The following is a 23,704-nucleotide window of genomic DNA, read 5'->3' as shown; positions in this document are numbered from 1 at the left end:
GAATGATCAAGCTCATCTAAAATAGAGCTTTAATCGATTGGCCACTATGAACGCACCTATCTCCTTAGATAGTTTGTCTGAGATCGATACGCAATCCCATCGTCTTCGTGAGATTCCGTATAACTACACCTCATTTTCTGATCGAGAGATCGTCATTCGTCTTTTAGGGGCGAAGGCTTGGGAAATTTTGGAGCAGTTGCGTGGTGTGCGACGCACGGGCCGCTCTGCCAGGATGCTGTTTGAGGTGCTGGGCGATATTTGGGTCGTCGAGCGTAATCCCTATTTACAAGATGATTTATTAGATAACCCCAAACGACGCGAGGCACTCATTCAGGCCCTATGGCATCGTTTGGGTGAGGTTGAAAAACGGATCTCTGGAGATTTTGCTGAACAGGTCAACGATTTGCTGTCAGCCGCTCGCACTGCAGTGGAATCCTTTGCGAATAACTTTCAAACCGTATCGCAATTGCGCAAGCAGGCCAAGAGGATATTTAGCAAATTTACACATGTTGACAATATCGCATTTGACGGAATGTCACGCGTTGCGCACGTTACCGATGCAACCGATTGGCGAATCGAGTATCCATTTGTTGTTCTCAAGCCAGATACCGAAGCAGAAATTCCAAACTTGGTCAGAGCTTGTATTGAGTTAGGGCTGACCATTGTTCCGCGCGGAGGTGGTACGGGTTATACCGGTGGCGCCATTCCAATGGTGGCAATGTCGGCAGTGATTAATACAGAAAAGTTAATTGATCTTGGAGCGGTCGTACATTCTGTATTGCCTGGCCTAAGTGCTCCGGTCCCTACGATTTTCTCTGGGGCGGGCGTGGTGACCCGTCGTGTAGCAGATGCCGCAGAAAAACAAGGACTCGTTTTTGCTGTCGATCCAACCTCAGCGGATGCCAGCTGTATTGGCGGAAATATCGCTATGAACGCAGGTGGTAAGAAAGCAGTCTTATGGGGAACCGCTTTGGATAATCTGGCTAGTTGGCGCATGGTGGATCCCGATGGAAATTGGCTCGATATTGAGCGGCTCGACCATAACCTTGGCAAGATTCATGATCAAGGCGTTGCTCGGTTTCGTTTGATCTGGTCGGATGGCAAGGCAGCACCTCAAGCCAAGGTTTTACGTTCCGAGGTTTTAGAAATTGAGGGCGCTAAATTTAGGAAAGCAGGTTTGGGTAAAGATGTTACGGATAAATTTTTATCTGGCTTACCGGGTATTCAAAAAGAAGGTTGCGATGGTCTGATTACGAGTGCCACCTGGATTTTGCATCGCATGCCAAAGCATATGCGTACCGTTTGTTTGGAGTTTTTTGGCCAGGCACGTGAAGCCATTCCAAGCATTGTTGAGATCAAAGCGTATTTGGATGATTTAAGTAAAAAAGGTGGACCCCTATTGGCGGGACTCGAGCACCTCGATGACCGCTATTTAAAAGCGGTGGGGTACTCCACAAAATCCAAACGCAACGGTTTGCCCAAAATGGTACTCATCGGTGATATCGCTGGAGAGGATGAGGAGGCCGTTGCTGCTGCGACTAGCGAAGTGGTGCGTATGGCCAATCGGCGTGTAGGCGAAGGCTTTGTAGCAGTGAGCGCTGAAGCGCGTAAGAAGTTTTGGTTGGATCGAGCGAGAACGGCGGCAATTGCAAAGCATACCAATGCATTCAAGATTAATGAGGATGTGGTGATTCCGCTCGAGCGAATGGGCGAGTACACCGATGGAATCGATCAAATTAACATCGAGCTATCGCTTAAAAATAAAATTCAGTTACTTGATGCCCTCGAGCAATATATCAATCAAGCAACACTCCCGATTCGTGCAAATGACGAGATTGAGGATATTTCACGAGCAGAAATGGTGGGCGATCGCGTCATTCAGGCCCAGACACTGCTGCGTGAAGTAAGGACTCGCTGGGCAGAGTGGTTAGAGAAAATAGATCAGTTTTTCCCACAGTTGCAAGATGGTACCCTGCGCGCTTCATGGAAAAACGAATTGCTTGCCCCACTGCAAGTCATCTTTGGTGGCTCCACCTTTGATTTGGTATTAAAAGAAATTAAATCAATTCATCAGAAGATATTACGCAAACGCGTATTTGTTGCCTTACATATGCATGCTGGAGACGGCAATGTTCACACCAATATTCCGGTGAACTCGGACGATTATGAGATGTTGCAAGATGCCCACCGTGCAGTTGATCGCATTATGGTTTTGGCACGCTCCTTGGACGGCGTGATTTCGGGTGAGCATGGCATTGGTATTACAAAATTAGAGTACCTCACGGACGAGGAACTCAAAGAATTTCGTTCTTATAAAAGTCGAGTGGATCCAAACAACCACTTTAATAAAGGCAAGCTAATGCCAAATGCCAATCTACAAATGGCATATACCCCAAGCTTTGGACTCATGGGTCACGAATCGATCATCATGCAACAAAGCGATATCGGAGCGATTGCTGACAGCGTAAAAGATTGTTTGCGGTGTGGAAAGTGCAAGCCAGTCTGTGCAACTCATGTGCCTCGAGCAAATTTGTTGTATAGCCCCAGAGACAAAATTCTTGCCACTTCATTATTAATCGAAGCATTTTTATATGAAGAGCAAACCCGCCGCGGGGTATCGATTCGGCATTGGGAAATGTTTGATGACGTTGCTGCGCACTGCACCGTTTGTCATAAGTGTTATACGCCCTGCCCAGTCAAAATCGATTTTGGCGATGTCACCATGAATATGCGTAATTTGTTACGTAAGATGGGGCAGCGCCGCTTTAATCCAGGTACTAGCGCATCGATGTTATTCCTCAATGCAACTAATCCCGAAACCATCCGAATGAGTCGTAAGGTGATGATTGAATGGGGTTATGGCTTGCAGCGCTTTGCCCATCAATTATTCAAAAAATGGGCCGTTCAGCAAACACAATCACCACCTGCGACAGTTGGTAAGCCTGCTTTGAAAGAGCAGGTGATTTATTTTGTGAATAAGAAGATGCCCGGCAATTTACCCAAAAAGACTGCCCGCGCACTTTTGGATATTGAAAACGCGGACTATGTACCGATTATTCGTAATCCTTTGGAGACGAGTGTTGATACGGAAGCTGTTTTCTATTTCCCAGGATGCGGTTCGGAGCGACTATTTTCACAAGTGGGATTGGCGACTCAGGCGATGCTTTGGCATGTTGGTGTGCAAACCGTACTACCCCCTGGGTATTTGTGCTGCGGTTATCCACAAAAGGGAAACGGCGACTTTGATAAAGCCGAGAAAATGATTACGGATAATCGAGTGCTATTTCATCGGGTGGCTAATACCTTGAACTATCTCGATATCAAAACAGTCGTGGTCTCCTGTGGCACCTGTTACGATCAACTAGCAGGCTATCAGTTTGATCAAATCTTCCCAGGCTGTCGAATTATTGATATTCATGAGTACCTGCTCGAGAAAGGGCTAAGACTTGAGGGTGTTGAGGGAGTTCGCTATATGTATCATGATCCATGCCACACCCCCATGAAGCTTCAGGACCCTTTGAAGACAGTCAATGAGCTGATTACACTTGAGGATGGCACGGCAATTGTGAAGAACGAGCGTTGCTGTGGTGAGTCCGGTACGCTAGCAATTACTCGGCCAGATATTTCAACTCAAGTGCGTTATCGCAAGCAAATTGAAATGGAAAAGGGTGCGACCGAACTAAGGAAAGACTTTGCTGGTGAAGTTAAAGTATTAACCAGTTGCCCATCGTGCTTACAAGGCTTATCGCGTTTTGATGGCGATAGCGAGACCAAGGCGGATTACATTGTGGTTGAAATGGCCAAGCATTTATTGGGTGACAATTGGCTTGAAAGCTATATAACTAAGGCCAACCAAGGCGGAATTGAAAGGGTATTAGTGTAATGATTCCAAGCAATTTAATCGTGCATGAAAACTCAAAGGTTCTCGAGCTTCAATACGAGAATGGAAAGAGCTATCGTTTACCTTTTGAGTTTTTGCGTGTTTACTCACCATCAGCCGAGGTACGTGGTCATGGACCAGGGCAGGAGGTCTTACAAACGGGTAAGCGAGACGTTGGCATCGTAAACATTGAGCCAGTTGGTCATTACGCAATTAAGCCAACTTTTTCAGATGGTCATGACTCGGGTCTTTATTCATGGGACTATTTGTATGAGTTATGTGAAAACCAAGAGTCTTTGTGGAAAGATTACCTTGAGCGCTGCAAAATCGCCGGTATTGATCGCGATGCTGCGATGGTGACTAAATCCCATGGTTGTGGGCACTAAATATGTCAAAGACCCATTTTGGATATCAAAGTATTGATGAGTCTCAAAAGGCCGAGAAAGTTGCCGAGGTCTTCCATTCGGTAGCTTCGAAATACGACATCATGAACGATCTGATGTCGGCCGGTTTGCATCGCCTCTGGAAAAAATTTACCTTAGCCCAAGCGAATGTTAAGGCCGGCGACCGGGTGCTTGATATTGCTGGTGGGACTGGCGACCTTGCCTACTCTTTTGCGCAATCTGCGCAATGGGGCATTCATCCTGAGGCTGAGGTGTGGTTAAGCGATATCAATGCATCCATGCTATCGGTAGGTCGAGATCGACTTTTGGATCGCGGTCTTGCAATTCCATGCATTCAGTTTGATGCAGAACAGATCCCCTTCCCAAATCACCATTTTGATGTAGTGAGCGTTGCATTTGGTCTGCGGAATATGACGCATAAAGAGCGTGCCTTGTCGGAGATGGCTAGGGTGATTCGACCTGGGGGTAAGGTTTTGGTTTTGGAGTTTTCCAAGCCAGACCCACTCATAGCCCCAATTTACGACCTATATTCCTTTAAGGTGCTGCCATGGCTTGGGGACAAGGTTGCGAAGGATGCCGCTAGTTATCAATACTTGGCAGAATCAATCCGCATGCATCCAGATGCCCAAACCCTCAAAGCCATGATGGAGAGCGTTGGGTTTGATGAGGTCCATACCCATAGGATGACTGGGGGTATCGTCGCCTTGCATATTGGTATTAAATACTAGATATTCACTGTAAAGTAATACTTACAGATCGTAGATGGGAGACTGATTCAATGAAAAGTACTTATTTAAAAGCCGGTGTTTTTGCACTGTCCTTTGCTTTTTTATCGGTTGGGCATGTCGCTGTTGTTGACGCAAAGCGTTTGGGCGGTGGGTCGAACATCGGTCGCTCAGCCAACGCGCCTAAGCAAAAACAAGCACAACCTCCGGCCCAGCAAAAACCAGCACAGCAAGCGCAGCAACCTGCTGCGGCACCTGCTCAAGCTGCTGCGCCAGCCGCTGCAGCTAAGCGTTCGGGCTTAGGTGGAATGTTAGGCGGTCTAGCAGCAGGTCTTGGAATTGCTTACTTGCTTTCGCATTTTGGTTTAGGTGAGGCCGCTGCTTCATTTTTGACAGGACTCTTATTGGCCGTCTTAGTTGGTTTTGTATTGTTATTCGTGTTGCGCCGCTTTATGCCAGCCAGCGCTAAAAATATGCCAAGCCCAGTGCCTGCCTCTAATGGAATGCAACGAACCGCGAGGCAAGAGCCTGCCTTTACGCCTAGTCATCCAGTGAATGCTGGATTTGGATCGCCAAGCCCAATACTTGATGAGGCTCCTGCTTATCAACTGCCTGAAGGCTTTGATCAAATCGCATTTTTGGCCAATGCAAAACACTACTTCACACGTTTGCAAAAGGCTTGGGATGCTGGCGATCTTGAGGCATTGCGCGAATTTACAACCCCCGAAATGTTTGCCAGCTTGCAACGTGATCTGCAGGGCCGTGCTGAAGGTGTAAATCATACCGATGTAGTCACGCTAAACGCTGAACTCTTGGGTGTTGAGACCGATGCGAATACCTACCTGTGCAGCGTTGAGTTCACTGGCATGATTCGGGAACAGGCAGATGGACCCGCTGAACCATTTAGGGAGGTTTGGAATTTATCGAAGCCCGTCAATGGTCCTGGAGGCTGGGTTCTAGCTGGTATTCAGCAATTGGTTTAAGCTTTAACTTTTCCCCGATTGGAAAACCCGCCTTGTGCGGGTTTTTTACACTATGAACCTGCGTTTTGATTTCCCAAAAACGGCTTTGGTGCGCGCCATTAATCATGTCCTTGAGCGTGAGCAGTGGGCTTTGCGTGATTTAAGTAATCATCAAGGGCAGGTAATCGAGTTAATTTTGCCAATCGGGTCAATGCAATGGCAAATTCAGGACGACTCGTTTATTGCTCTTTTATCTGAAGTGCATCCGCATCCTAATTTGGTTTTAGAAGTTGATGCCAACAGCTTTTCAGCGCTTAGCGCCCCGCAGGGAACCATCAAAGACCGGGCGATGAGAGCCGTCAAAATAACGGGCGATGCCCAATTGGCTCAATTGATTGCTAAGCTTTCAAATCAATTGCGTTGGGAGTACGAGGAAGATTTAGCCAGAATTATCGGTGATGCACCCGCACACTATATTAGTACGCAAGCCAAACGCTTTGCTAAAGCGACAGAGAAAGCAATCCTTGATTTGCAAGGGAATATGGTCGAGTACCTAAGTGAGGAAAAAAAAGTCTTATTGCATCAACGCGATTTTGTTTCTCATAAAATGGAGATTCAGGCAGTTCGTGATGCGGTTGAGCGCCTTGAAAAGCGAATTTCTTTTTTACAAAAAAGTCGGGATTAACTGTGAGCCGTATTGTTCGCCTAAGCATTATTTTCTATACGGCTTGGCGCTTTAATTTATTTGGGCTGATTCGCGATAATTTGAGACCCGGTGTGCGCCGGTTCTTTCTTGGACTCATTGCATCAACCTCCCCAAGTCAGTTACCTCGTGGCGAGCGAATTCGCTTAGCACTTGAGGCGCTTGGCCCAATTTTTGTTAAATTTGGTCAGGTCCTATCGACCCGTAGGGATTTATTGCCCGATGATGTTTCTAATGAACTAGCGAAGCTTCAAGATCGTGTCCCGCCTTTTTCTAATGAGCAATCCAAGGCGATTATTGAAAAAGCATTAGGCCACCCGATCGAAGTGATTTTTTCATCGTTTGATGCAACGCCAGTGGCGAGTGCATCGGTCGCGCAGGTTCATTTTGGAGTCTTGCGAGGTAACGAGACGCATCCCGAGTGGGCTAATAAAGAGATCGCCATCAAAGTATTGCGCCCTGGTATTTTGCCGGTGATTGAGAGCGACTTGGCTTTAATGCATGACTTGGCACGCATTGTCGAGAAAGTTTCAGAAGATGGTCGACGACTCAAGCCACGAGAGGTAGTTGCTGAATTTGATACCTATTTGCACGATGAACTTGATCTGATGCGCGAAGCGGCTAATGCTAGCCAATTGCGCCGCAATTTTGCAGACTCCGACAAACTCATGATTCCTGAAATGATTTGGGATTTATGCCATACCAATGTGATTGTGATGGAGCGGATGTATGGCGTCTCAATTGGTAAAACGCATGAGTTGCGCGCTGCAGGAGTTGATTTTAAGAAGTTGGCTATCGATGGGGTTGAGATCTTTTTTACTCAAGTTTTTGAGTATGGCTTCTTTCACGCGGACATGCACCCAGGAAATATCTTAGTCAGCTTGGACCCCAATACCTTTGGTCGATACATCTCCCTCGACTTCGGGATTGTTGGAAATTTGAGCGAGTTTGATAAGAATTATTTGGCCCAGAATTTCTTGGCATTCTTTAATCGCGACTATCGGCGCGTTGCCGAGTTACACATTGAATCAGGTTGGGTTCCAGCAAATACTCGATTAGAAGAGTTGGAGGGCGCAGTGCGCACCGTTTGCGAACCCTATTTTGATCGACCACTGAAAGATATTTCTTTGGGTATTGTGTTGATGCGACTCTTTCAAACATCACGTCGCTTTAAGGTTGAGATTCAACCCCAACTTACTTTATTGCAAAAGACCCTCTTAAATGTGGAGGGCCTGGGTCGTCAATTGGACCCTGACCTCGACCTTTGGAAAACAGCAAAACCCATTTTGGAGCGCTGGGTGAGCCAGCAGCTTGGATTGCGAGGACTCATTGATGGGCTAAAGAAAGAGGCGCCAAATTGGGCGAAGATTTTGCCTACCTTGCCACGTCTGATTGCTGAAAACCTGGAACAGGTTCACCGTAAAGAGCAGCGCCCTGAGTTGGATTTGCTGAAACAGCTGTTAATCGATGAGCGACGCAAACGTCGCCAATGGCTCGGAATCGCTTTATTCCTCAGCGGTTTCTTAGTCGGCGCTCTTTTGGTTTTGGTCCGAATCCACTCCATTTAAGGCAAATCCGCCTGAATTGGCCTTAACTCGCTAAAATAGCGGGTTAGGCACAAATTCTCATGAAAAAATACTTTATTGCTGGCATTTTGGTTTGGATTCCGATGGCGGTCACGATTTGGGTGATCACATGGGGGCTGGGTGTCATCGATCAAATTTTTGGTTGGGTAATGTCGGCCATCATTACGCTTTCGCCTGGTCAATTTTCAGGGGAATTACGGCATTTCCGTGAAATCCCGGGGCTTGGGATTCTGATCGTATTGGCAGTGATTGGATTTACGGGCTTCCTTGCAATTAATTTTGCGGGCCAATGGTGGCTCAAGCTCTGGGACCGAACCGTGACCCGTATCCCAATCGTGCGCTCCATTTATTCGAGTGTGAAGCAGGTTTCCTCCACTTTATTTTCTGGAAATAACCAAGCGTTTCGTAAAGCTCTGTTGATTCGTTATCCACATCTTGAGTCATGGGTAATCGCTTTCCAAACCGGCACCGCAGCGCCTGAAGTGAACAATAAGTTGGGTGGTGAATATGTCAATGTATTTTTGCCCACCACACCAAATCCAACCTCCGGCTTTTTTATGATTGTGCCGCGTGCCAATGTAATCGAGCTGGATATGAGCGTGCAAGAAGCGCTCAAGCATATTGTGTCGATGGGTTCGGTGGCACCTCGAATCGCTCAACCCAAGACCCTCAATCAACCTCATTAGGAATACTTATGTCGATGCGCAGTCATACCTGTGGTCAGGTTACTGATTCTTTAATTGGTCAAGAAATTACCCTCGCTGGCTGGGTTAATCGCCGGCGCGATCATGGCGGCGTCATTTTTATTGATCTGCGCGATCGAGAGGGATTTGTACAAGTGGTTTGCGACCCAGACCGTCCCGATATGTTTAAACAGGCCGAAGAGGTCCGTAACGAATACTGTATTCAAATTAAAGGCTTGGTTCGCGCAAGACCGGCTGGAACCGAGAACCCAGATTTAATCAGCGGTAAGGTTGAGGTTCTGTGCCATGACTTACATGTATTAAATGCATCGGTAACCCCACCATTTCAGCTTGATGATGACAATCTTTCTGAAACGACGCGCTTGACCCATCGGGTCTTGGATTTACGTCGTCCGCAAATGCAAAAGAATTTGCGTTTGCGTTATCAGGTTGCTATGGAAACAAGACGTTATTTAGATGCGGCCGGATTTATTGACATTGAAACGCCAATGCTTACGAAGAGCACCCCAGAGGGCGCACGCGATTATCTGGTGCCGTCACGCGTTCACGATGGTCAATTTTTTGCTTTGCCCCAATCGCCTCAATTATTCAAGCAATTATTGATGGTGGCCGGTTTTGATCGCTACTACCAAATTACGAAATGCTTTCGTGATGAAGATCTGCGTGCGGATCGCCAACCTGAATTTACCCAAATTGATTGTGAAACCGCATTTTTAGACGAGCTTGAGATCCGCTCTCTCTTTGAAAATATGATGCGACATATTTTTAAAACCGTGATGAAGGTGGAGCTACCCAATCCATTCCCTATCATGCCGTATTCAGAGGCGATGGCGCGTTATGGTTCCGATAAACCCGATTTACGGGTTGCAATGGAATTTACTGAATTAACTGACCTGATGCGTGATGTTGATTTCAAAGTATTTTCGGGACCCGCCAATCAAGAGGGTGGTCGGGTTGTAGCCTTATGCGTTCCTGGCGGAGCAGAAATCAGCCGTAGCGAAATCGATGATTACACGCAATTTGTATCGATCTATGGCGCTAAGGGCTTGGCATGGATTAAGGTTAATTCAGTTGCAGAAGGGCGCAATGGATTGCAGTCGCCGATTGTAAAAAATCTACACGATGCTGCAATTGCCGGAATATTAGAGAGAACCAAAGCAAAAGATGGCGACCTGATTTTCTTTGGTGCAGATAAAACCAAGATCGTTAATGATGCGATTGGAAATCTTCGTCTGCGAATTGGTCATTCGGATTGGGGTAAGAAACAGGGACTCTTTACAGAAGGTTGGAAGCCATTATGGGTGGTTGATTTCCCAATGTTTGATTACGATGAAGATGATGCCCGTTGGGTTGCCTGTCATCATCCTTTCACTAGCCCCAAAGATGAACACCTGAAGCTATTAGAAACTGATCCCGGTAAATGCCTGGCAAAAGCCTATGACATGGTATTGAATGGTAGCGAAATCGGTGGTGGATCGGTTCGTATTCATCAAGAGGTTGTCCAAAGTCAGGTATTTCGTGCACTGAAGATTGGGCCAGACGAAGCGAAAGCAAAATTCGGTTTCTTATTGGATGCCCTGCAATACGGCGCACCTCCCCACGGAGGAATTGCGTTTGGATTGGATCGCATTGTGACCATGATGACGGGTGCAGAGTCGATTCGCGATGTGATTGCCTTCCCCAAGACTCAGCGCGCACAATGTTTATTGACGCAAGCTCCAAGTCCTGTCGATGAGCGTCAATTGCGTGAACTACATATCCGGTTACGCAATACCAATCCGGTGGGTTGATTTGAAAATCCCGATTTCGGTTTTAGTCCTTATTCACAACAGAAATCGGGAAGTCCTTCTGCTCGAGCGGGCAGATCGGCCAGGATTTTGGCAATCGGTCACTGGTAGTCTTGATTTTATTGATGAGCCACTCGAGAGCGCGGCGATTCGAGAGGTGGCCGAAGAGACCGGTATCAACATCCAAGCCCTGCCTTTGGATGCTCTTCAAAATCTTCATCATGCCGTGCAGTATGAGATTTATCCAGGTTGGCGTCATCGCTACCCCCCGGGGGTCGAGCGCAATACGGAGCACTGGTTTGCTCTGGAGGTTCCCACAAATACTACGATTCGGTTAGCGCCTCGGGAGCATTTGCAGTATGTTTGGCTGCCTTATCAAGAGGCTGCACAAAAGTGTTTTTCTCATACCAATCGAGATGCCATTTTGCAGTTTTACAACGATTCCTCTCAGTTGACACGATGAGAGGCGCTCAGAACCAGCCATCGGGTGGCATGCTGCCCATCAAGCGAGCCGCTAATCGTTCGGATTGGCAAGTCATTAAAGATCTTTTGCCATATCTGTTTGAGCATCGCTTTCGGGTTCTCTTTGCTATGTTGTGCTTAGTGGCTGCCAAATTTGCTAACTTGGGTGTCCCGATTGTTTTAAAGGACCTGATTGATGCCATGAACATCAAGCCCGGTTCTTTGCAAAGTTATTTAATCGTTCCTGCGGGCCTGATTGTGGGTTACGGCGCATTGCGCTTACTTGCATCACTGTTTTCCGAGTTACGTGAATTACTTTTTGCAAAAGTGACCCAAAGTGCTGTGCGCAAGATTGCGTTACAAGTATTTGAGCATTTGCATGCCTTGAGCTTACAGTTTCATTTAGGTCGTCAGACCGGTGGAGTGAGTCGCGATATTGAACGAGGGACGCGTGGTATTCAAACTCTGGTCTCATTCTCGCTCTACAGTATTTTGCCAACCATGATTGAATTCGCTTTGGTGTTGGCATATTTCGCTTATAACTACGATATTTGGTTTGCAATTATTACCTTTGTTGCATTAGTCATCTATATTTTTTATACGATCAAAGTAACCGAATGGCGCACTCATTATCGGCGAACGATGAATGAAATGGATTCAAAAGCCAATCAACGCGCGATTGATTCCTTGATTAACTTTGAGACTGTTAAGTATTTTGGAAATGAGCATTTTGAAGCGCGTCGCTACGACGAAAATCTTAAGCATTATCAGTCTGCTGCAATCCTCTCACAACAATCTTTAGCGATTCTGAATCTAGGTCAGCAGGCAATTATTGCAGTCGGCTTGGTTTTAATTCTATGGCGAGCCACTCAGGGCGTGGTCGATGGATCGATGACCTTAGGTGATTTAGTGCTTGTGAATACGCTCATGATTCAGTTATACATCCCCTTAAATTTCTTGGGGGTGATTTATCGTGAAATGAAGCAGTCGATCACCGATATGGATCACATGTTCACGCTTTTGAATGAAGACCAAGAAATCAAAGATTCCAAAAATGCCAAGCCTTTGCTTATTCGGGATTTTGCTAAGGGCCCCGAGGTTCGGTTTGAGCATGTCTACTTTTCGTATAACGAGAAGCGTGAGATTTTGAAGGATTTGAGTTTTACGATTCCAGCCGGGACGATTACCGCGGTAGTTGGGCAAAGTGGGGCTGGCAAAAGTACCTTAGCGAGATTACTCTTTCGCTTTTACGATGTGCAATCTGGTGCGATCCTATTGGATGGCCAAAATATTCAAGATGTGGAGCAAGCTAGTCTACGCAAAGTGATTGGCATTGTTCCTCAAGACACCGTCTTGTTCAATGACACGATTGCCTACAACATTGCCTATGGAAGCCCGCAGGCAAGTCGTGAGGCGATTGTAGAGGCAGCGCGTGCCGCACAGATGAGCCAGTTTATTGAACATCTGCCAGAGGGGTACGACACCCCTGTGGGCGAACGCGGTCTCAAGCTTTCTGGTGGTGAGAAGCAACGGGTTGCGATTGCACGCACCCTCTTAAAGAAGCCTGCCCTATTAATTTTTGATGAAGCTACTTCGGCGCTTGATTCAAAGACCGAGCGCGCCTTTCAGGAAGAATTGTTCAATTTGGCAAAAAATCGGACCACCTTAATCATTGCCCATCGATTGTCAACGGTAGTACATGCCGACCAAATCTTAGTCATGGAGCACGGGCAAATCATCGAACGCGGTACGCATTATGAGCTTTTAGAGTCCAATGGCCGCTATGCTTCCATGTGGCAGTTACAAGAAAACGCACCGATTGACCCTGATCAAGCCATTGATAATTAGGCTTAAAATGGGCAAATGCAAACCTCACAGCCCTCCTCAAGTCGTCAGCTGCATTTAGAGGGCGCGTTTGCGGCGGCACTAGCCGTTGCCGATCCTAAAAAAATCGTTCCAGAGTATCTTGCCAAAATTTTTCCAAAGGGTAAGGCTCCGCAAGGTCGATGTCTCGTGGTTGGCGCAGGTAAAGCAAGCGCTGCGATGGCAAGTGCTCTAGAGAGCTATGCCAAAAGCCATTGGCCGGATACATCAATCGATGGTTTAGTAATTACTCGTTATGGTCATGCATCGCTAACGCAACAGATCAAGATCGTTGAAGCCGGCCATCCGGTACCCGATCAGGCTGGAATGGATGGTGCTGCGGAAGTATTGCGCTTGGTCAGTACCTTACAGCCTGGGGATACCCTTATTGCGCTTGTTTCTGGTGGTGGCTCGAGTTTATTAACCTTGCCGCAGCCAGGAATCACGATCGATGACATGCGTAAGACCACCGAAGCTTTACTCAATAGCGGTGCACCGATTGAAGAAATGAATATTGTCCGCAAACATTTGTCGGCCATCTTGGGCGGTAATTTGGCGCGCGCTGCTCTGTCGCGCGGTGCTCAAGTCGAGGCTTTACTCATTTCTGACGTGACTGGCGATCATCCGGCTGACATTGCGAGTGGACCATGTGCAGCAGATTACTCAAGTTATGGTGATGCATTACAAATTTTCGCGAAATACCATTTAGATGAACGAAGTATTCCGGGTTCTGTATTAACCCATTTGCAAAAAGGATTGGCGGGTGAGATCCCAGAAACCTTAAAGCAAGCGGACATTGATCAACATTGCTATCCCCTACGCAACCATGTGATTGCAACGGCACATCGCAGTCTTGAGGCTGCTGCGCAATATTGCAAAGGCCTTGGATACACTGCCATTATTCTGGGGGATACGATTACCGGTGAAGCTAAAGACGTTGGTCTTGTGCACGCGGGTATCGCACGTGAGTTAGCCCATCATGCCAGCTGGGGGAAGCTCCCCGTGGCGCTGATTTCTGGTGGGGAGTGCACAGTCACTTTGCCTCCTGGAACGCAAGGGCGCGGCGGTCGTTGCTCCGAGTTTCTCCTATCTTTATTTGCAGCGACTTCTGACCTAAAGACTTTATCTGCCATTGCTGCCGATACTGATGGCATCGATGGCAGTGAAAAAAATGCAGGTGCTTGGTTTACTCCCGAGCTACGCTTGCATGCCCAAGAGAAAGACTTGCGTGCCAGTCGCTATCAACAAGCGCATGATTGTTACGGCTTCTTTGCTGAACTCAATGCCCTAGTTCATACAGGCCCGACCCTAACCAATGTGAATGATTTTCGGATGATTTTGATCGACTGACCATGAACAGAACGCTTACCATCACGCGCCCAGACGATTGGCATTTGCATGTTCGAGATGGCGCTGTCTTAAATGATGTCTTAGCGCATACTGCTGCCCAATTTGGACGCGCAATCATCATGCCTAACTTGAAGCCACCAGTTACAACGGTTGATTTAGCCAAAGCCTATGAGGCTCGGATTCAGAAGGCATTAAAACAACTGGGAATCAGTCATTTCTCCCCGCTCATGACCTTGTATCTCACTGACAATACGTCAGCGAACGAGGTTAAAAAAGCCAGCGAGAATGGCATTATTGGATTTAAGTTGTATCCCGCGGGCGCAACAACGAATAGCGATGGTGGTGTCACAGATATTAAAAAGGCATACCCTGCCCTAGAGGCGATGCAGCGTTATTCGGTACCCCTATTAATTCATGGTGAAGTTACTGAGCAGGCGATTGATATCTTTGATCGTGAAGCGGTATTTATTGATCGGATCTTGGACCCTATTCGTAAGCATTTCCCAGAACTCCGTATCGTGTTTGAGCACATTACGACGAAGCAGGCGGCCCACTATGTGCGTGATGCAAATACCAATGGCAAGAACATCTTGGCTGCAACGATTACCGCTCACCATTTACTCATGAACCGAAATAGTTTGTTTACTGGCGGTATTCGTCCTCACCACTATTGCTTGCCCGTTCTAAAGCGTGAGGAGCATCGAGTTGCATTAGTGGACATGGCAACCAGCGGTAACCCTCGTTTCTTCTTAGGAACCGATAGTGCTCCTCATCCAAAAGGGGAAAAGGAGAGTAGCTGTGGGTGTGCGGGGTGCTATACCGCGCATAATGCACTGGGTCTCTACGCAGAGGCTTTTGATAGTGTTGGGAAACTTGATCGACTCGAGGGATTTGCCAGTCATTTTGGTGCTGACTATTACGGCTTACCACGACATACAGAAACAATTACTCTGATTAATCAACCGCAGACTGTACCATTTGAGTACCCTATGGGCGCTTCGATCCTGGTGCCTTTGCGCGCGGGTGAAACCATCGGCTGGTCCATCGCCCATTAATTTAGCAGTGCAAATTCGTTTCCTCGTTTAGACTGTCATCGCAGAGTTAACCAGGCAATCGCTGCTTTCGTAAGAGGGGAGAGGAAAGTCCGGACTCCATAGGGCAGGGTGTTGGCTAACAGCCATCCACGGTGACGTGCGGAATAGGGCCACAGAGACGAGCGTATTGAGTTACGGTGAAACGCGGCAACCTCCACTCGGAGCAATCCCAAGTAAGCAAATGTTGACATGGCCCGTCGAGTTTGCGGGTAGGGAGCTTGAGCCTGTAGGTAACTGCAGGCCTAGAGGAATGATTGCCCCCTAATGCAAATTAGGGCGACAGAATCCGGCTTATCGGTTAACTCTGCACTACCTCAAAGCTATATGTAATTTCAGCTGTTTTGCCAAGCATTGCAGTGGCTGAGCAATACTTGTCGTGAGACAGCCCAATCGCCCGTTCAACCTTACTGGGGTCTAAGTTCGAGCCCTTCACCAAAAAATGTAGATTTATTTTGGTGAATACCTTCGGATCGGATTCTGCGCGCTCAGCTTTTACAGACACCTCACAGCCGCTCACGGCTTGACGGGAGCGCTGTAGGATTAAAACCACATCAAAGGCTGTACAACCCCCGGCGCCTGCCAGTAAGAGCTCCATCGGGCGAGGCGCTAAGTTATTTCCACCAGCTTCAGGGGCACCATCCATATTGAGGATATGACCTGTACCCGTCTGTGCCATAAACGCCATCCCAGCATCAGGCAACCAGTTTATTTTGCATTCCATCATATAAAAATCCTCAAATAATAATATTTCTATTTAAATCAATACGTTATATCTAAAAGTCGCCCTGTAAGTCTTATATAAAAGATAGGGTAAACCCAAATTTTTTCTTGCAATGCACAAGATTTAGTCCTAAAATTTCTTCATTGATGTCAACCTTGATTTACTTAAAGTCGTTTTTTGAATATCAAGTTTGCATTCTACTGATGTCTCCTCCACCCAAACATTGGTGGATTTCAACCCGGGATTGATTCCCGGGTTTTTTTTGATATATAATTCAAGGCTTTACTGAATTACCGATTCGGTCAGCGGTAATTTGTTGGACCAATTGAGAAGTTTGATCTGCGAGCCTGCAAACATAAGCGGAGCCAAAGTGCGATTTTTGAGTTGGAGTGTGTTGACCAAACAATTTGAAAGTAATCATGAAAACCTTTTCCGCAAAACCGCATGAGGTAAAGCGCGAGTGGTTCGTGATTGACGCTACGGACAAAGTCCTCGGTCGTGTCGCCAGTGAAGTGGCACTCCGTCTACGCGGCAAGCACAAACCCGAATTTACCCCTCACGTCGATACTGGCGATTTCATTGTCGTTATTAACTCATCCAAACTTCGCGTCACTGGAAGTAAGGGACTCAATAAGATTTATTACCGTCATAGTGGCTATCCTGGTGGTATTAGCTCGACCAACTTTGACAAGATGCAGGCACGCTTTCCAGCGCGCGCTCTTGAGAAGGCCGTGAAAGGCATGTTGCCTAAAGGCCCCCTTGGCTACGCCATGATCAAGAAGCTCAAAGTCTATGGCGATGCTACGCATCCCCACGCGGCTCAACAGCCTAAACCTTTAGAGATTTAAGGAAGCGATATGTACGGAAATTGGAACTACGGAACAGGACGTCGCAAGAGCTCAGTGGCTCGCGTCTTCATTAAATCAGGTAAGGGCGAGATTACCGTGAATGGCAAGCCCATTGACGCTTATTTTGCTCGTGAAACCTCACGCATGATTGCACGTCAGCCTTTAGCGCTGACTAGCAATCTAACCACGTTTGATATTCAAGTGAACGTTAGTGGTGGCGGCGAGACCGGCCAAGCTGGCGCAGTGCGTCATGGCGTAACCCGTGCGCTGATTGATTATGATGCGGCTCTCAAGCCAACCCTGTCAAAAGCTGGATTGGTGACTCGTGATGCCCGTGAGGTTGAGCGTAAAAAAGTTGGTTTACATGGCGCTCGCCGTCGTAAGCAATTTAGTAAGCGTTAAGCGACACCGAAATGTCTGGAAGGGGCCGCTAATGCGGCCCTTTATTTTTATACAATTTGCTTATTGATGAGTGGCAACGGAGAAGAGCATGATTAAAGTCGGTATTGTGGGTGGCACGGGGTATACAGGCGTTGAATTGCTTCGTCTTTTGGCCCAGCATCCTCAGGTTCAACTGCATTCGATCACATCTCGATCTGAAGCCGGCATGGCCGTTGCCGAAATGTTTCCATCCTTACGCAATCGCGTGGATTTGAAATTTACGACACCAGAGAATGCCAAGCTTACTGAGTGTGACGCTGTATTTTTTGCGACTCCTCACGGTGTGGCAATGGCGCAAGCTAAAGAATTACTCGCAGCCAACGTGAAGATATTGGATCTTGCCGCAGACTTTCGTCTTCAAGACACCAAGGTCTTTGAGCAATGGTATGGAATGCCGCACGCATGCCCAGACATCTTGAAGGAGGCTGTTTATGGTTTGCCTGAAATCAATCGGGAGAAAATCAAAGAGGCTCGGGTTGTTGGCTTAGCGGGTTGCTATCCAACATCCGTACAGTTAGGGCTCGCTCCATTGTTATCGCCAAAGAACGGGTTCCCAAAGCCGCTCATTGATGCCCAACGAATCATTGCCGACTGTAAATCTGGAACTTCTGGTGCGGGCCGTAAAGCTGAAATTGCTACCTTGCTATCTGAAGCGAGCGATAACTTCAAAGCGTATGCCGTTAAGGGCCATCGCCATCTACCTGAGATTACGCAAGGCTTAAAGGCCATTGCAGGGCATGATCAGGTAGCGTTGACCTTTGTGCCTCATCTAACCCCGATGATTCGGGGGATCCACTCGACCCTATACGTTCAATTAACCGCAGAGGGTAGATCGGTTGACTTTCAGGCCCTATATGAAAGTTTTTATGCCAATGAGCCCTTCGTGGATGTCATGCCAGCGGGTAGCCATCCAGAAACCCGCTCAGTGCGGGGTAGTAATGGCATGAAGATTGCGGTTCATCGTCCTGGCGGTGGCGATATCCTCGTCATTTTGGTGGTTGAAGATAATTTGGTGAAGGGTGCCTCGGGCCAAGGAGTCCAGTGCCTAAACATCATGTTTGGCTTTCCTGAATCCATGGGCCTAGAGCAGATCGCCCTCATGCCATGATTCACCCTGTGCAAATAGGGGAATTAGAGCCTACAATCAATCGTATAGATGCTTAAAAAGGAGTAATCATGACCGCTACCAATACCGCTGTTGATCAAGCTTCAGCCATGGCTGAGCCACCAGTGCCATTGATATTTACCGATAGTGCAGCCGCTAAGGTTGCTGACTTAATTGCCGAAGAAGGAAATCCTGAGTTAAAGCTTCGTGTCTTTGTTCAGGGCGGTGGATGTTCAGGATTTCAGTATGGGTTTACTTTTGATGACGCTGTTAATGAAGATGACACCAGTTTTGAAAAAAACGGGGTGACCTTGTTGGTCGATTCGATGAGCTTTCAATATCTTGTTGGCGCAGAGATTGACTACAAAGAAGATATCAACGGTTCGCAGTTTGTGATCAAAAATCCAAATGCAACTACCACCTGTGGTTGCGGATCATCTTTTTCAGCCTAATTGATTTCAGACGGGGTAGAGCGTCCCAAGGATTCGTAAACCTTTTGCTCCAGTGACGGCCGGCACATTTGCTGGCCGTTTTTGCATGAAGGCCCAGGCTAGCCAGGCAAACGCGAGACCTTCGACCAACTGGGGATCAATCCCAAATTGGGCTGATGACGCAATCCTTAGGTTCGGTAGTTGATGACGTGCCTGAATTTTAAGAAGCTCAAGTAAGGCAATATTCTTAACACCGCCCCCGCACACGATTAGGGTCTGAGTATTGCTTGCAAACGATCGCAATGCACCAAGGGTGCTATCAATCGTGAGCTGCAAGAGGGTAGCTTGAACATCTTCAGGGGCAATCGAGAGCCCTGTCATCAAACTGTTTAGCCATTGCAAATTAAAGTGGTCACGTCCCGTACTCTTTGGAGGATGCTTTGCAAAGTAAGGATCTTGTAACATCCGTGCTAAGAGTTCTGAATTGGGTTTGCCCGTACTGGCCCACCGCCCGTCATCGTCAAACGCTCTTCCAAGATGATGATGCACCCAGGCATCGAGTAATAAATTACCTGGCCCACAATCAAAACCAGTTACTTCACCGGATGCTGGAAGAATCGTTAAATTAGCAATCCCACCAATGTTCAAAATGGCGCGATTTTCAAGGGGATCATAAAATTGCTCACGATGAAAGGCGGGTACTAGAGGCGCACCTTGGCCACCAGCGGCCATATCGCGCGCACGAAAATTAGCAATGACCTTGATTCCGGTGAGTTCAGCCAATAAGGCTGCATTTAGGCTCTGATGGGTATAGCTTTTAAGCGGATCAGAAGCGGGTTGATGACGCAGTGTTTGCCCATGGGCACCAATTGCACTGACTGCACTTGGCTGGATATTTTGAATCCGCAACAGCTCTTGACATACCTGTGCATAGGCATTGGCAAGCGCGTTGGCTGCAAGGTGTTCGCGGTGAAGCTCGTTGCTGCAAGCAAATTGCAATTCGGCAAGCTCCGATCTCAGGTCCGCATCAAAACCAACACTATGCGACTGAATCAGTCGGGCTTTGCCAGTAGCATCGATTTCGGCCAAGACTGCATCGATACCATCGAGGCTGGTTCCCGACATGAGCCCAATCCATAGAGAGCTCGAGGCGTTTGCTTGATTAGAATTCAAGGGTGTGGCGAACTTTCTTGAGAATGCGACAATATCACGTTAACGATATTAAACCCTTAATTTAACTGAAAAAATTAGGCATGAGCACAAAACCCTATCCGGTAACCCCACGCGTTCTTGAGGCTATGGAAGTTACCAAGCGTGGCTGTGAGGAGTTATTGGTCGAGGTAGATTGGTTGCAAAAATTAGCGCGCAGCGAAGCAACCCACAAACCCTTACGAATTAAATTGGGCTTGGATCCAACTGCACCGGATATTCATTTGGGGCATACGGTTGTTCTAAACAAGCTACGTCAGCTACAAGATCTAGGTCATACCGTCATTTTCTTGATTGGCGACTTTACCAGCATGATTGGCGATCCGTCTGGGCGCAATAGCACCCGTCCGCCATTAACCCCAGAAGAGATTGCAGTCAATGCAAAAACGTATTATCAGCAAGCTAGCATCATCTTAGATCCCAGTAAAACGGAAGTACGTTACAACAGCGAGTGGTGTGACGCGTTGGGCGCGCGCGGCATGATTACCTTAGCGGCTAAATACACGGTCGCCCGGATGTTGGAACGCGATGACTTTACCAAGCGCTATCGGGGTGGTGTGCCGATTTCGGTACACGAGTTTTTATATCCACTCATGCAGGGTTATGACTCAGTGGCCTTACAAAGTGATTTAGAGCTTGGGGGCACCGATCAAAAATTTAATCTTCTCGTCGGTCGTGAACTACAAAAAGAGTATGGCCAAGAGCCCCAATGCATCTTGACCATGCCTCTTTTGGTAGGTCTTGATGGGGTTGAGAAGATGAGTAAGTCCAAGGGCAATTACATCGGTATTAACGAGCCCGCCAATGAGATGTTTGGCAAGGTGATGAGTATTTCCGATGAGCTCATGTGGAGCTACTTCACATTATTGTCATTTAGACCGATGGCCGAAATCGATCTCATGAGGCAAGAGGTGGCGGCGGGACGAAATCCGCGGGATTGCAAAGTGTTATTGGGTCAAGAGATTGTGGCCCGTTTTCATTCGCAGGTAGCTGCAGAGAAGGCGCTGGAAGACTTTAATCATCGCGCCAAAGGCGGAATACCCGACGATATTCCTACGCTTGAGTTAACGGGGGCTCCGCTAGGTATTGCTGCTCTTTTGAAGGCTGCTAATTTGGTGCCATCGACCTCGGAGGCCAATCGCAATATTGAGCAACATGGTGTACGGATTGATGGATCAGTTGTGGGTGATAAGACCCTGAAATTGGAGCCCGGCACTTATGTGGTTCAAGTTGGTAAGCGCCGCTTTGTTAAAGTCACGCTCTTAAAATAACGTCACTCAATCGAGTAAATCGAGGTTTGCAGAGCTACTTGGCGCCTTGAGGCCAAAATGCTCATAACACTGACGAGTCGCAATGCGGCCACGCGAGGTGCGTTGTAAATATCCCTGTTGAATCAGAAAGGGTTCTAATACGTCTTCAATAGTGTCGCGTTCTTCGCCAATGGCTGCAGCCAAGTTATCAATACCGACTGGACCTCCATTGAATTTATGCAAGATCGCCTCAAGTAGTTTGCGATCCATCACATCAAAGCCCATTGGATCAACGTCTAACATAGCTAAGGCGGCGTCAGCCATTGATTTTGTGATTACTCCGCTACCCTTCACCTCAGCATAGTCCCGAACCCGACGAAGTAAGCGGTTCGCAATCCGAGGAGTGCCGCGGGCGCGACGCGCGATCTCGCTTGCACCCTGGGGATCAATCTGGGCATTCAGTAAGGTGGCCGAACGTTCAATAATTTTAGTAAGCTCAGCGGATGAATAAAACTCAAGTCTTGCCACAATCCCAAAGCGATCGCGCAAGGGATTGGTTAGCATACCAGCACGCGTCGTTGCTCCAATTAATGTGAAGGGCTTGAGGTCCAACTTCACACTGCGGGCTGCAGGACCCTCACCAATCATGATATCGAGCGAATAATCCTCAAGAGCTGGATAAAGAATCTCTTCAACGACTGGTGAGAGCCGATGAATCTCATCAATAAAAAGGACATCGTTTTCTTCGAGGTTGGTAAGAAGTGCGGCAAGATCACCGGGGCGATCCAATACTGGACCACTAGTTTGTCGAAGATTAACCCCAAGTTCTCGGGCAATGATGTGCGCTAGGGTCGTTTTGCCTAAACCGGGTGGGCCGAATAATAAAACATGATCTAAGGCTTCTTTGCGCTTACGGGTCGCATTGATAAAAATTTCAAGTTGTGAGCGTGCTTTGCTTTGACCAACATATTCATCGAGCTGCTTTGGTCGAAGGGCGCGCTCAAATACAGCTTCAGCTTGCCCAGCCCCGGGGCTAACAATCCGCTCATCACCATCATCAGCATCTAAGTTATCAGTATGAATTACCACGACTTAACCTTTTGAAAGAGATTTCAAGGCGATCTTAATCCCGTCGGAGACACTGGTATCGGCAGGGATTTGGCGAACTGCCAGATGCGCCTCTTTATCCGAGTATCCCAAGGAAACCAATGCTTGAATCACCTCGGAAGTGGTATCGGGCTTGCCAGATGGATTCTGGGAAATTCCTAAATCGGGGGCTAATTTACCTTTGAGTTCTAACAAAAGGCGTTCTGCCGTCTTTTTGCCAATACCAGGAACCCGAACTAAGGCGCCTGGGTCTTGGGTAGCAATTGCTTGAATCAACTCGCCTACGCTCAAACCTGATAGTACCGCTAGGGCAGTACGTGCCCCAACCCCGCTGATCTTGATAAGCGCTCGGAAGGCGTTACGTTCGGTTTCGGTGGCAAAACCAAACAATTGTTGTTGATCCTCGCGCACATGGAAATGCGTGAGGAGGGTAATCATTTGACCCACAGGTGGTAATTGATACAAGGTGCTCATCGGCACGTCGACTTCGTAGCCGACCCCATGGCAATCAATCAGCAATTTAGGAGCTGAAATCGTAATAAGCGTGCCATGGATACGTCCAATCATGCCTCTATCTTAACGCTTTGCTTTACTCATTTGAACCTGATGATGGTGAGCTGCACAAATGGCGACCCCAAGCGCATCGGCTGCATCGGGTGATGGACTTTTTTTGAGCTTGAGTAAGCGCTTTACCATTTCTTGCATTTGTGTTTTGTTGGCCCGGCCAGTACCGACGATCGCCTGCTTGACGCCACGGGCGCTGTATTCAGAGACCGAAAGACCAGTCGATACAAGGGCAGCAATCACGGCACCTCGCGCTTGACCCAGCATCAGGGTAGACCGTGGATTCACGTTTAAAAAGATTTCTTCAATGGCAGCGGCATCGGGCTGATAGCAAAGGAGTACCTCTTGGACCCCTTGATACAAGGTTCCAAGACGATGAGGTAAGCCTAAAGCAACCTCGCCACTCTCAATCGTGCCCGAACTAACGTAGCGTAATTGTTGGCCTTCAAGTTCAATGACTCCAAAGCCAGTAGTTCGTAAGCCAGGATCGATACCTAACCAGCGCATG

Annotated in this window: 22 protein-coding genes and 1 other RNA gene; 18 read left to right on the top strand and 5 right to left on the bottom strand. The window is 47.6% G+C overall.

Annotated elements, in window-relative coordinates; genetic code table 11:
• Positions 1-46: 46 nt before the first annotated feature.
• From QUE66_RS08320 to rnpB, 13 genes are all read left to right on the top strand, one after another.
• A complete protein-coding gene (locus QUE66_RS08320; protein ID WP_286223571.1) occupies positions 47-3,883 on the top strand; it encodes a DUF3683 domain-containing protein in 3,837 nt (1,278 codons plus the stop codon).
• Entirely contained in the window at positions 3,883-4,266 is a 384-nt protein-coding gene (locus QUE66_RS08315; RefSeq protein ID WP_286223570.1) for a gamma-butyrobetaine hydroxylase family protein, read from the top strand. Before QUE66_RS08320 ends, QUE66_RS08315 begins: the two co-directional genes overlap by 1 nt.
• Before the next feature lie 2 nt (positions 4,267-4,268).
• A complete protein-coding gene (gene ubiE, locus QUE66_RS08310; RefSeq protein WP_286223569.1) occupies positions 4,269-5,012 on the top strand; it encodes a bifunctional demethylmenaquinone methyltransferase/2-methoxy-6-polyprenyl-1,4-benzoquinol methylase UbiE in 744 nt (247 codons plus the stop codon).
• A gap of 50 nt (positions 5,013-5,062) precedes the next feature.
• On the top strand, positions 5,063-5,992 hold the full coding sequence (locus QUE66_RS08305) for a Tim44 domain-containing protein (protein WP_286223568.1): 930 nt from the start codon (positions 5,063-5,065) through the stop codon (positions 5,990-5,992).
• 52 nt (positions 5,993-6,044) lie between these two features.
• Complete coding sequence (locus tag QUE66_RS08300) at positions 6,045-6,656, top strand: ubiquinone biosynthesis accessory factor UbiJ (RefSeq protein ID WP_286223567.1); 612 nt, start codon at positions 6,045-6,047, stop codon at positions 6,654-6,656.
• A gap of 2 nt (positions 6,657-6,658) precedes the next feature.
• Positions 6,659-8,242, top strand: coding sequence for a ubiquinone biosynthesis regulatory protein kinase UbiB (ubiB, locus tag QUE66_RS08295; protein WP_286223566.1), 1,584 nt, complete (start codon positions 6,659-6,661; stop codon positions 8,240-8,242).
• 59 nt (positions 8,243-8,301) lie between these two features.
• On the top strand, positions 8,302-8,946 hold the full coding sequence (locus QUE66_RS08290) for a DUF502 domain-containing protein (RefSeq protein ID WP_286223565.1): 645 nt from the start codon (positions 8,302-8,304) through the stop codon (positions 8,944-8,946).
• An 8-nt stretch (positions 8,947-8,954) separates the two neighbouring features.
• The gene (gene aspS, locus QUE66_RS08285; protein WP_286223564.1) at positions 8,955-10,754 is read left to right on the top strand and encodes an aspartate--tRNA ligase; all 1,800 of its coding nucleotides are present in this window, start codon (positions 8,955-8,957) and stop codon (positions 10,752-10,754) included.
• 1 nt (position 10,755) lies between these two features.
• Positions 10,756-11,214, top strand: coding sequence for a dihydroneopterin triphosphate diphosphatase (gene nudB, locus QUE66_RS08280; RefSeq protein WP_286223563.1), 459 nt, complete (start codon positions 10,756-10,758; stop codon positions 11,212-11,214).
• Positions 11,211-13,061 (top strand): ABCB family ABC transporter ATP-binding protein/permease, encoded by a 1,851-nt coding sequence (locus tag QUE66_RS08275; RefSeq protein WP_286223562.1) that lies wholly within the window; start codon positions 11,211-11,213, stop codon positions 13,059-13,061. The genes nudB and QUE66_RS08275 overlap by 4 nt, the downstream gene beginning before the upstream one ends.
• Positions 13,062-13,076: 15 nt before the next feature.
• The gene (locus QUE66_RS08270) at positions 13,077-14,426 is read left to right on the top strand and encodes a glycerate kinase type-2 family protein (protein WP_286223561.1); all 1,350 of its coding nucleotides are present in this window, start codon (positions 13,077-13,079) and stop codon (positions 14,424-14,426) included.
• Between the two features lie 2 nt (positions 14,427-14,428).
• Positions 14,429-15,481 (top strand): dihydroorotase, encoded by a 1,053-nt coding sequence (pyrC, locus tag QUE66_RS08265; protein WP_286223560.1) that lies wholly within the window; start codon positions 14,429-14,431, stop codon positions 15,479-15,481.
• Positions 15,482-15,523: 42 nt separating this feature from the next.
• Positions 15,524-15,830, top strand: an RNA gene (gene rnpB, locus QUE66_RS08260) — RNase P RNA component class A.
• Here the strand turns inward: rnpB and QUE66_RS08255 are convergent.
• Positions 15,819-16,241 carry an OsmC family protein gene (locus tag QUE66_RS08255; RefSeq protein ID WP_286223559.1) on the bottom strand — a complete coding sequence of 141 codons (423 nt, stop codon included), beginning with the start codon at positions 16,239-16,241 and terminating at the stop codon, positions 15,819-15,821. The genes rnpB and QUE66_RS08255 overlap by 12 nt on opposite strands.
• Before the next feature lie 419 nt (positions 16,242-16,660).
• Here QUE66_RS08255 and rplM point away from each other — a divergent pair, with 419 nt between their 5' ends.
• From rplM to erpA, 4 genes are all read left to right on the top strand, one after another.
• Positions 16,661-17,089 (top strand): 50S ribosomal protein L13, encoded by a 429-nt coding sequence (gene rplM / locus QUE66_RS08250; protein ID WP_286223558.1) that lies wholly within the window; start codon positions 16,661-16,663, stop codon positions 17,087-17,089.
• Positions 17,090-17,098: 9 nt separating this feature from the next.
• Positions 17,099-17,491, top strand: a complete 393-nt coding sequence (rpsI, locus tag QUE66_RS08245; protein WP_108509102.1) for a 30S ribosomal protein S9 — start codon at positions 17,099-17,101, stop codon at positions 17,489-17,491.
• Between the two features lie 88 nt (positions 17,492-17,579).
• The gene (argC, locus tag QUE66_RS08240; protein ID WP_286223557.1) at positions 17,580-18,638 is read left to right on the top strand and encodes an N-acetyl-gamma-glutamyl-phosphate reductase; all 1,059 of its coding nucleotides are present in this window, start codon (positions 17,580-17,582) and stop codon (positions 18,636-18,638) included.
• A gap of 68 nt (positions 18,639-18,706) precedes the next feature.
• Positions 18,707-19,087 carry an iron-sulfur cluster insertion protein ErpA gene (gene erpA / locus QUE66_RS08235; protein ID WP_286223556.1) on the top strand — a complete coding sequence of 127 codons (381 nt, stop codon included), beginning with the start codon at positions 18,707-18,709 and terminating at the stop codon, positions 19,085-19,087.
• Between the two features lie 6 nt (positions 19,088-19,093).
• Here erpA and QUE66_RS08230 read toward each other — a convergent pair whose 3' ends face one another.
• Positions 19,094-20,239 (bottom strand): anhydro-N-acetylmuramic acid kinase, encoded by a 1,146-nt coding sequence (locus tag QUE66_RS08230; protein ID WP_286223555.1) that lies wholly within the window; start codon positions 20,237-20,239, stop codon positions 19,094-19,096.
• Between the two features lie 80 nt (positions 20,240-20,319).
• On the opposite strand from QUE66_RS08230, the gene tyrS reads away from it, so the two are divergent.
• On the top strand, positions 20,320-21,546 hold the full coding sequence (gene tyrS / locus QUE66_RS08225; protein WP_286223554.1) for a tyrosine--tRNA ligase: 1,227 nt from the start codon (positions 20,320-20,322) through the stop codon (positions 21,544-21,546).
• A gap of 6 nt (positions 21,547-21,552) precedes the next feature.
• On the opposite strand, the gene ruvB is transcribed toward tyrS, so the two are convergent.
• The 3 genes from ruvB to ruvC are packed head-to-tail and all read right to left on the bottom strand — an operon-like array spanning position 21,553 to position 23,703.
• Positions 21,553-22,614 (bottom strand): Holliday junction branch migration DNA helicase RuvB, encoded by a 1,062-nt coding sequence (ruvB, locus tag QUE66_RS08220; RefSeq protein WP_458574826.1) that lies wholly within the window; start codon positions 22,612-22,614, stop codon positions 21,553-21,555.
• Between the two features lie 3 nt (positions 22,615-22,617).
• Positions 22,618-23,199 (bottom strand): Holliday junction branch migration protein RuvA, encoded by a 582-nt coding sequence (ruvA, locus tag QUE66_RS08215; protein WP_286223553.1) that lies wholly within the window; start codon positions 23,197-23,199, stop codon positions 22,618-22,620.
• Positions 23,200-23,208: 9 nt separating this feature from the next.
• Entirely contained in the window at positions 23,209-23,703 is a 495-nt protein-coding gene (gene ruvC / locus QUE66_RS08210; protein ID WP_286223552.1) for a crossover junction endodeoxyribonuclease RuvC, read from the bottom strand.
• Position 23,704: the final 1 nt, after the last annotated feature.

The sequence above is a fragment of the Polynucleobacter sp. HIN6 genome (assembly GCF_030297575.1).
In the GTDB taxonomy this organism is placed as follows: Bacteria; Pseudomonadota; Gammaproteobacteria; order Burkholderiales; family Burkholderiaceae; genus Polynucleobacter.
Note: the sequence above shows the minus strand (reverse complement) of the source record. Positions and strands in the feature narration are given on the sequence as shown.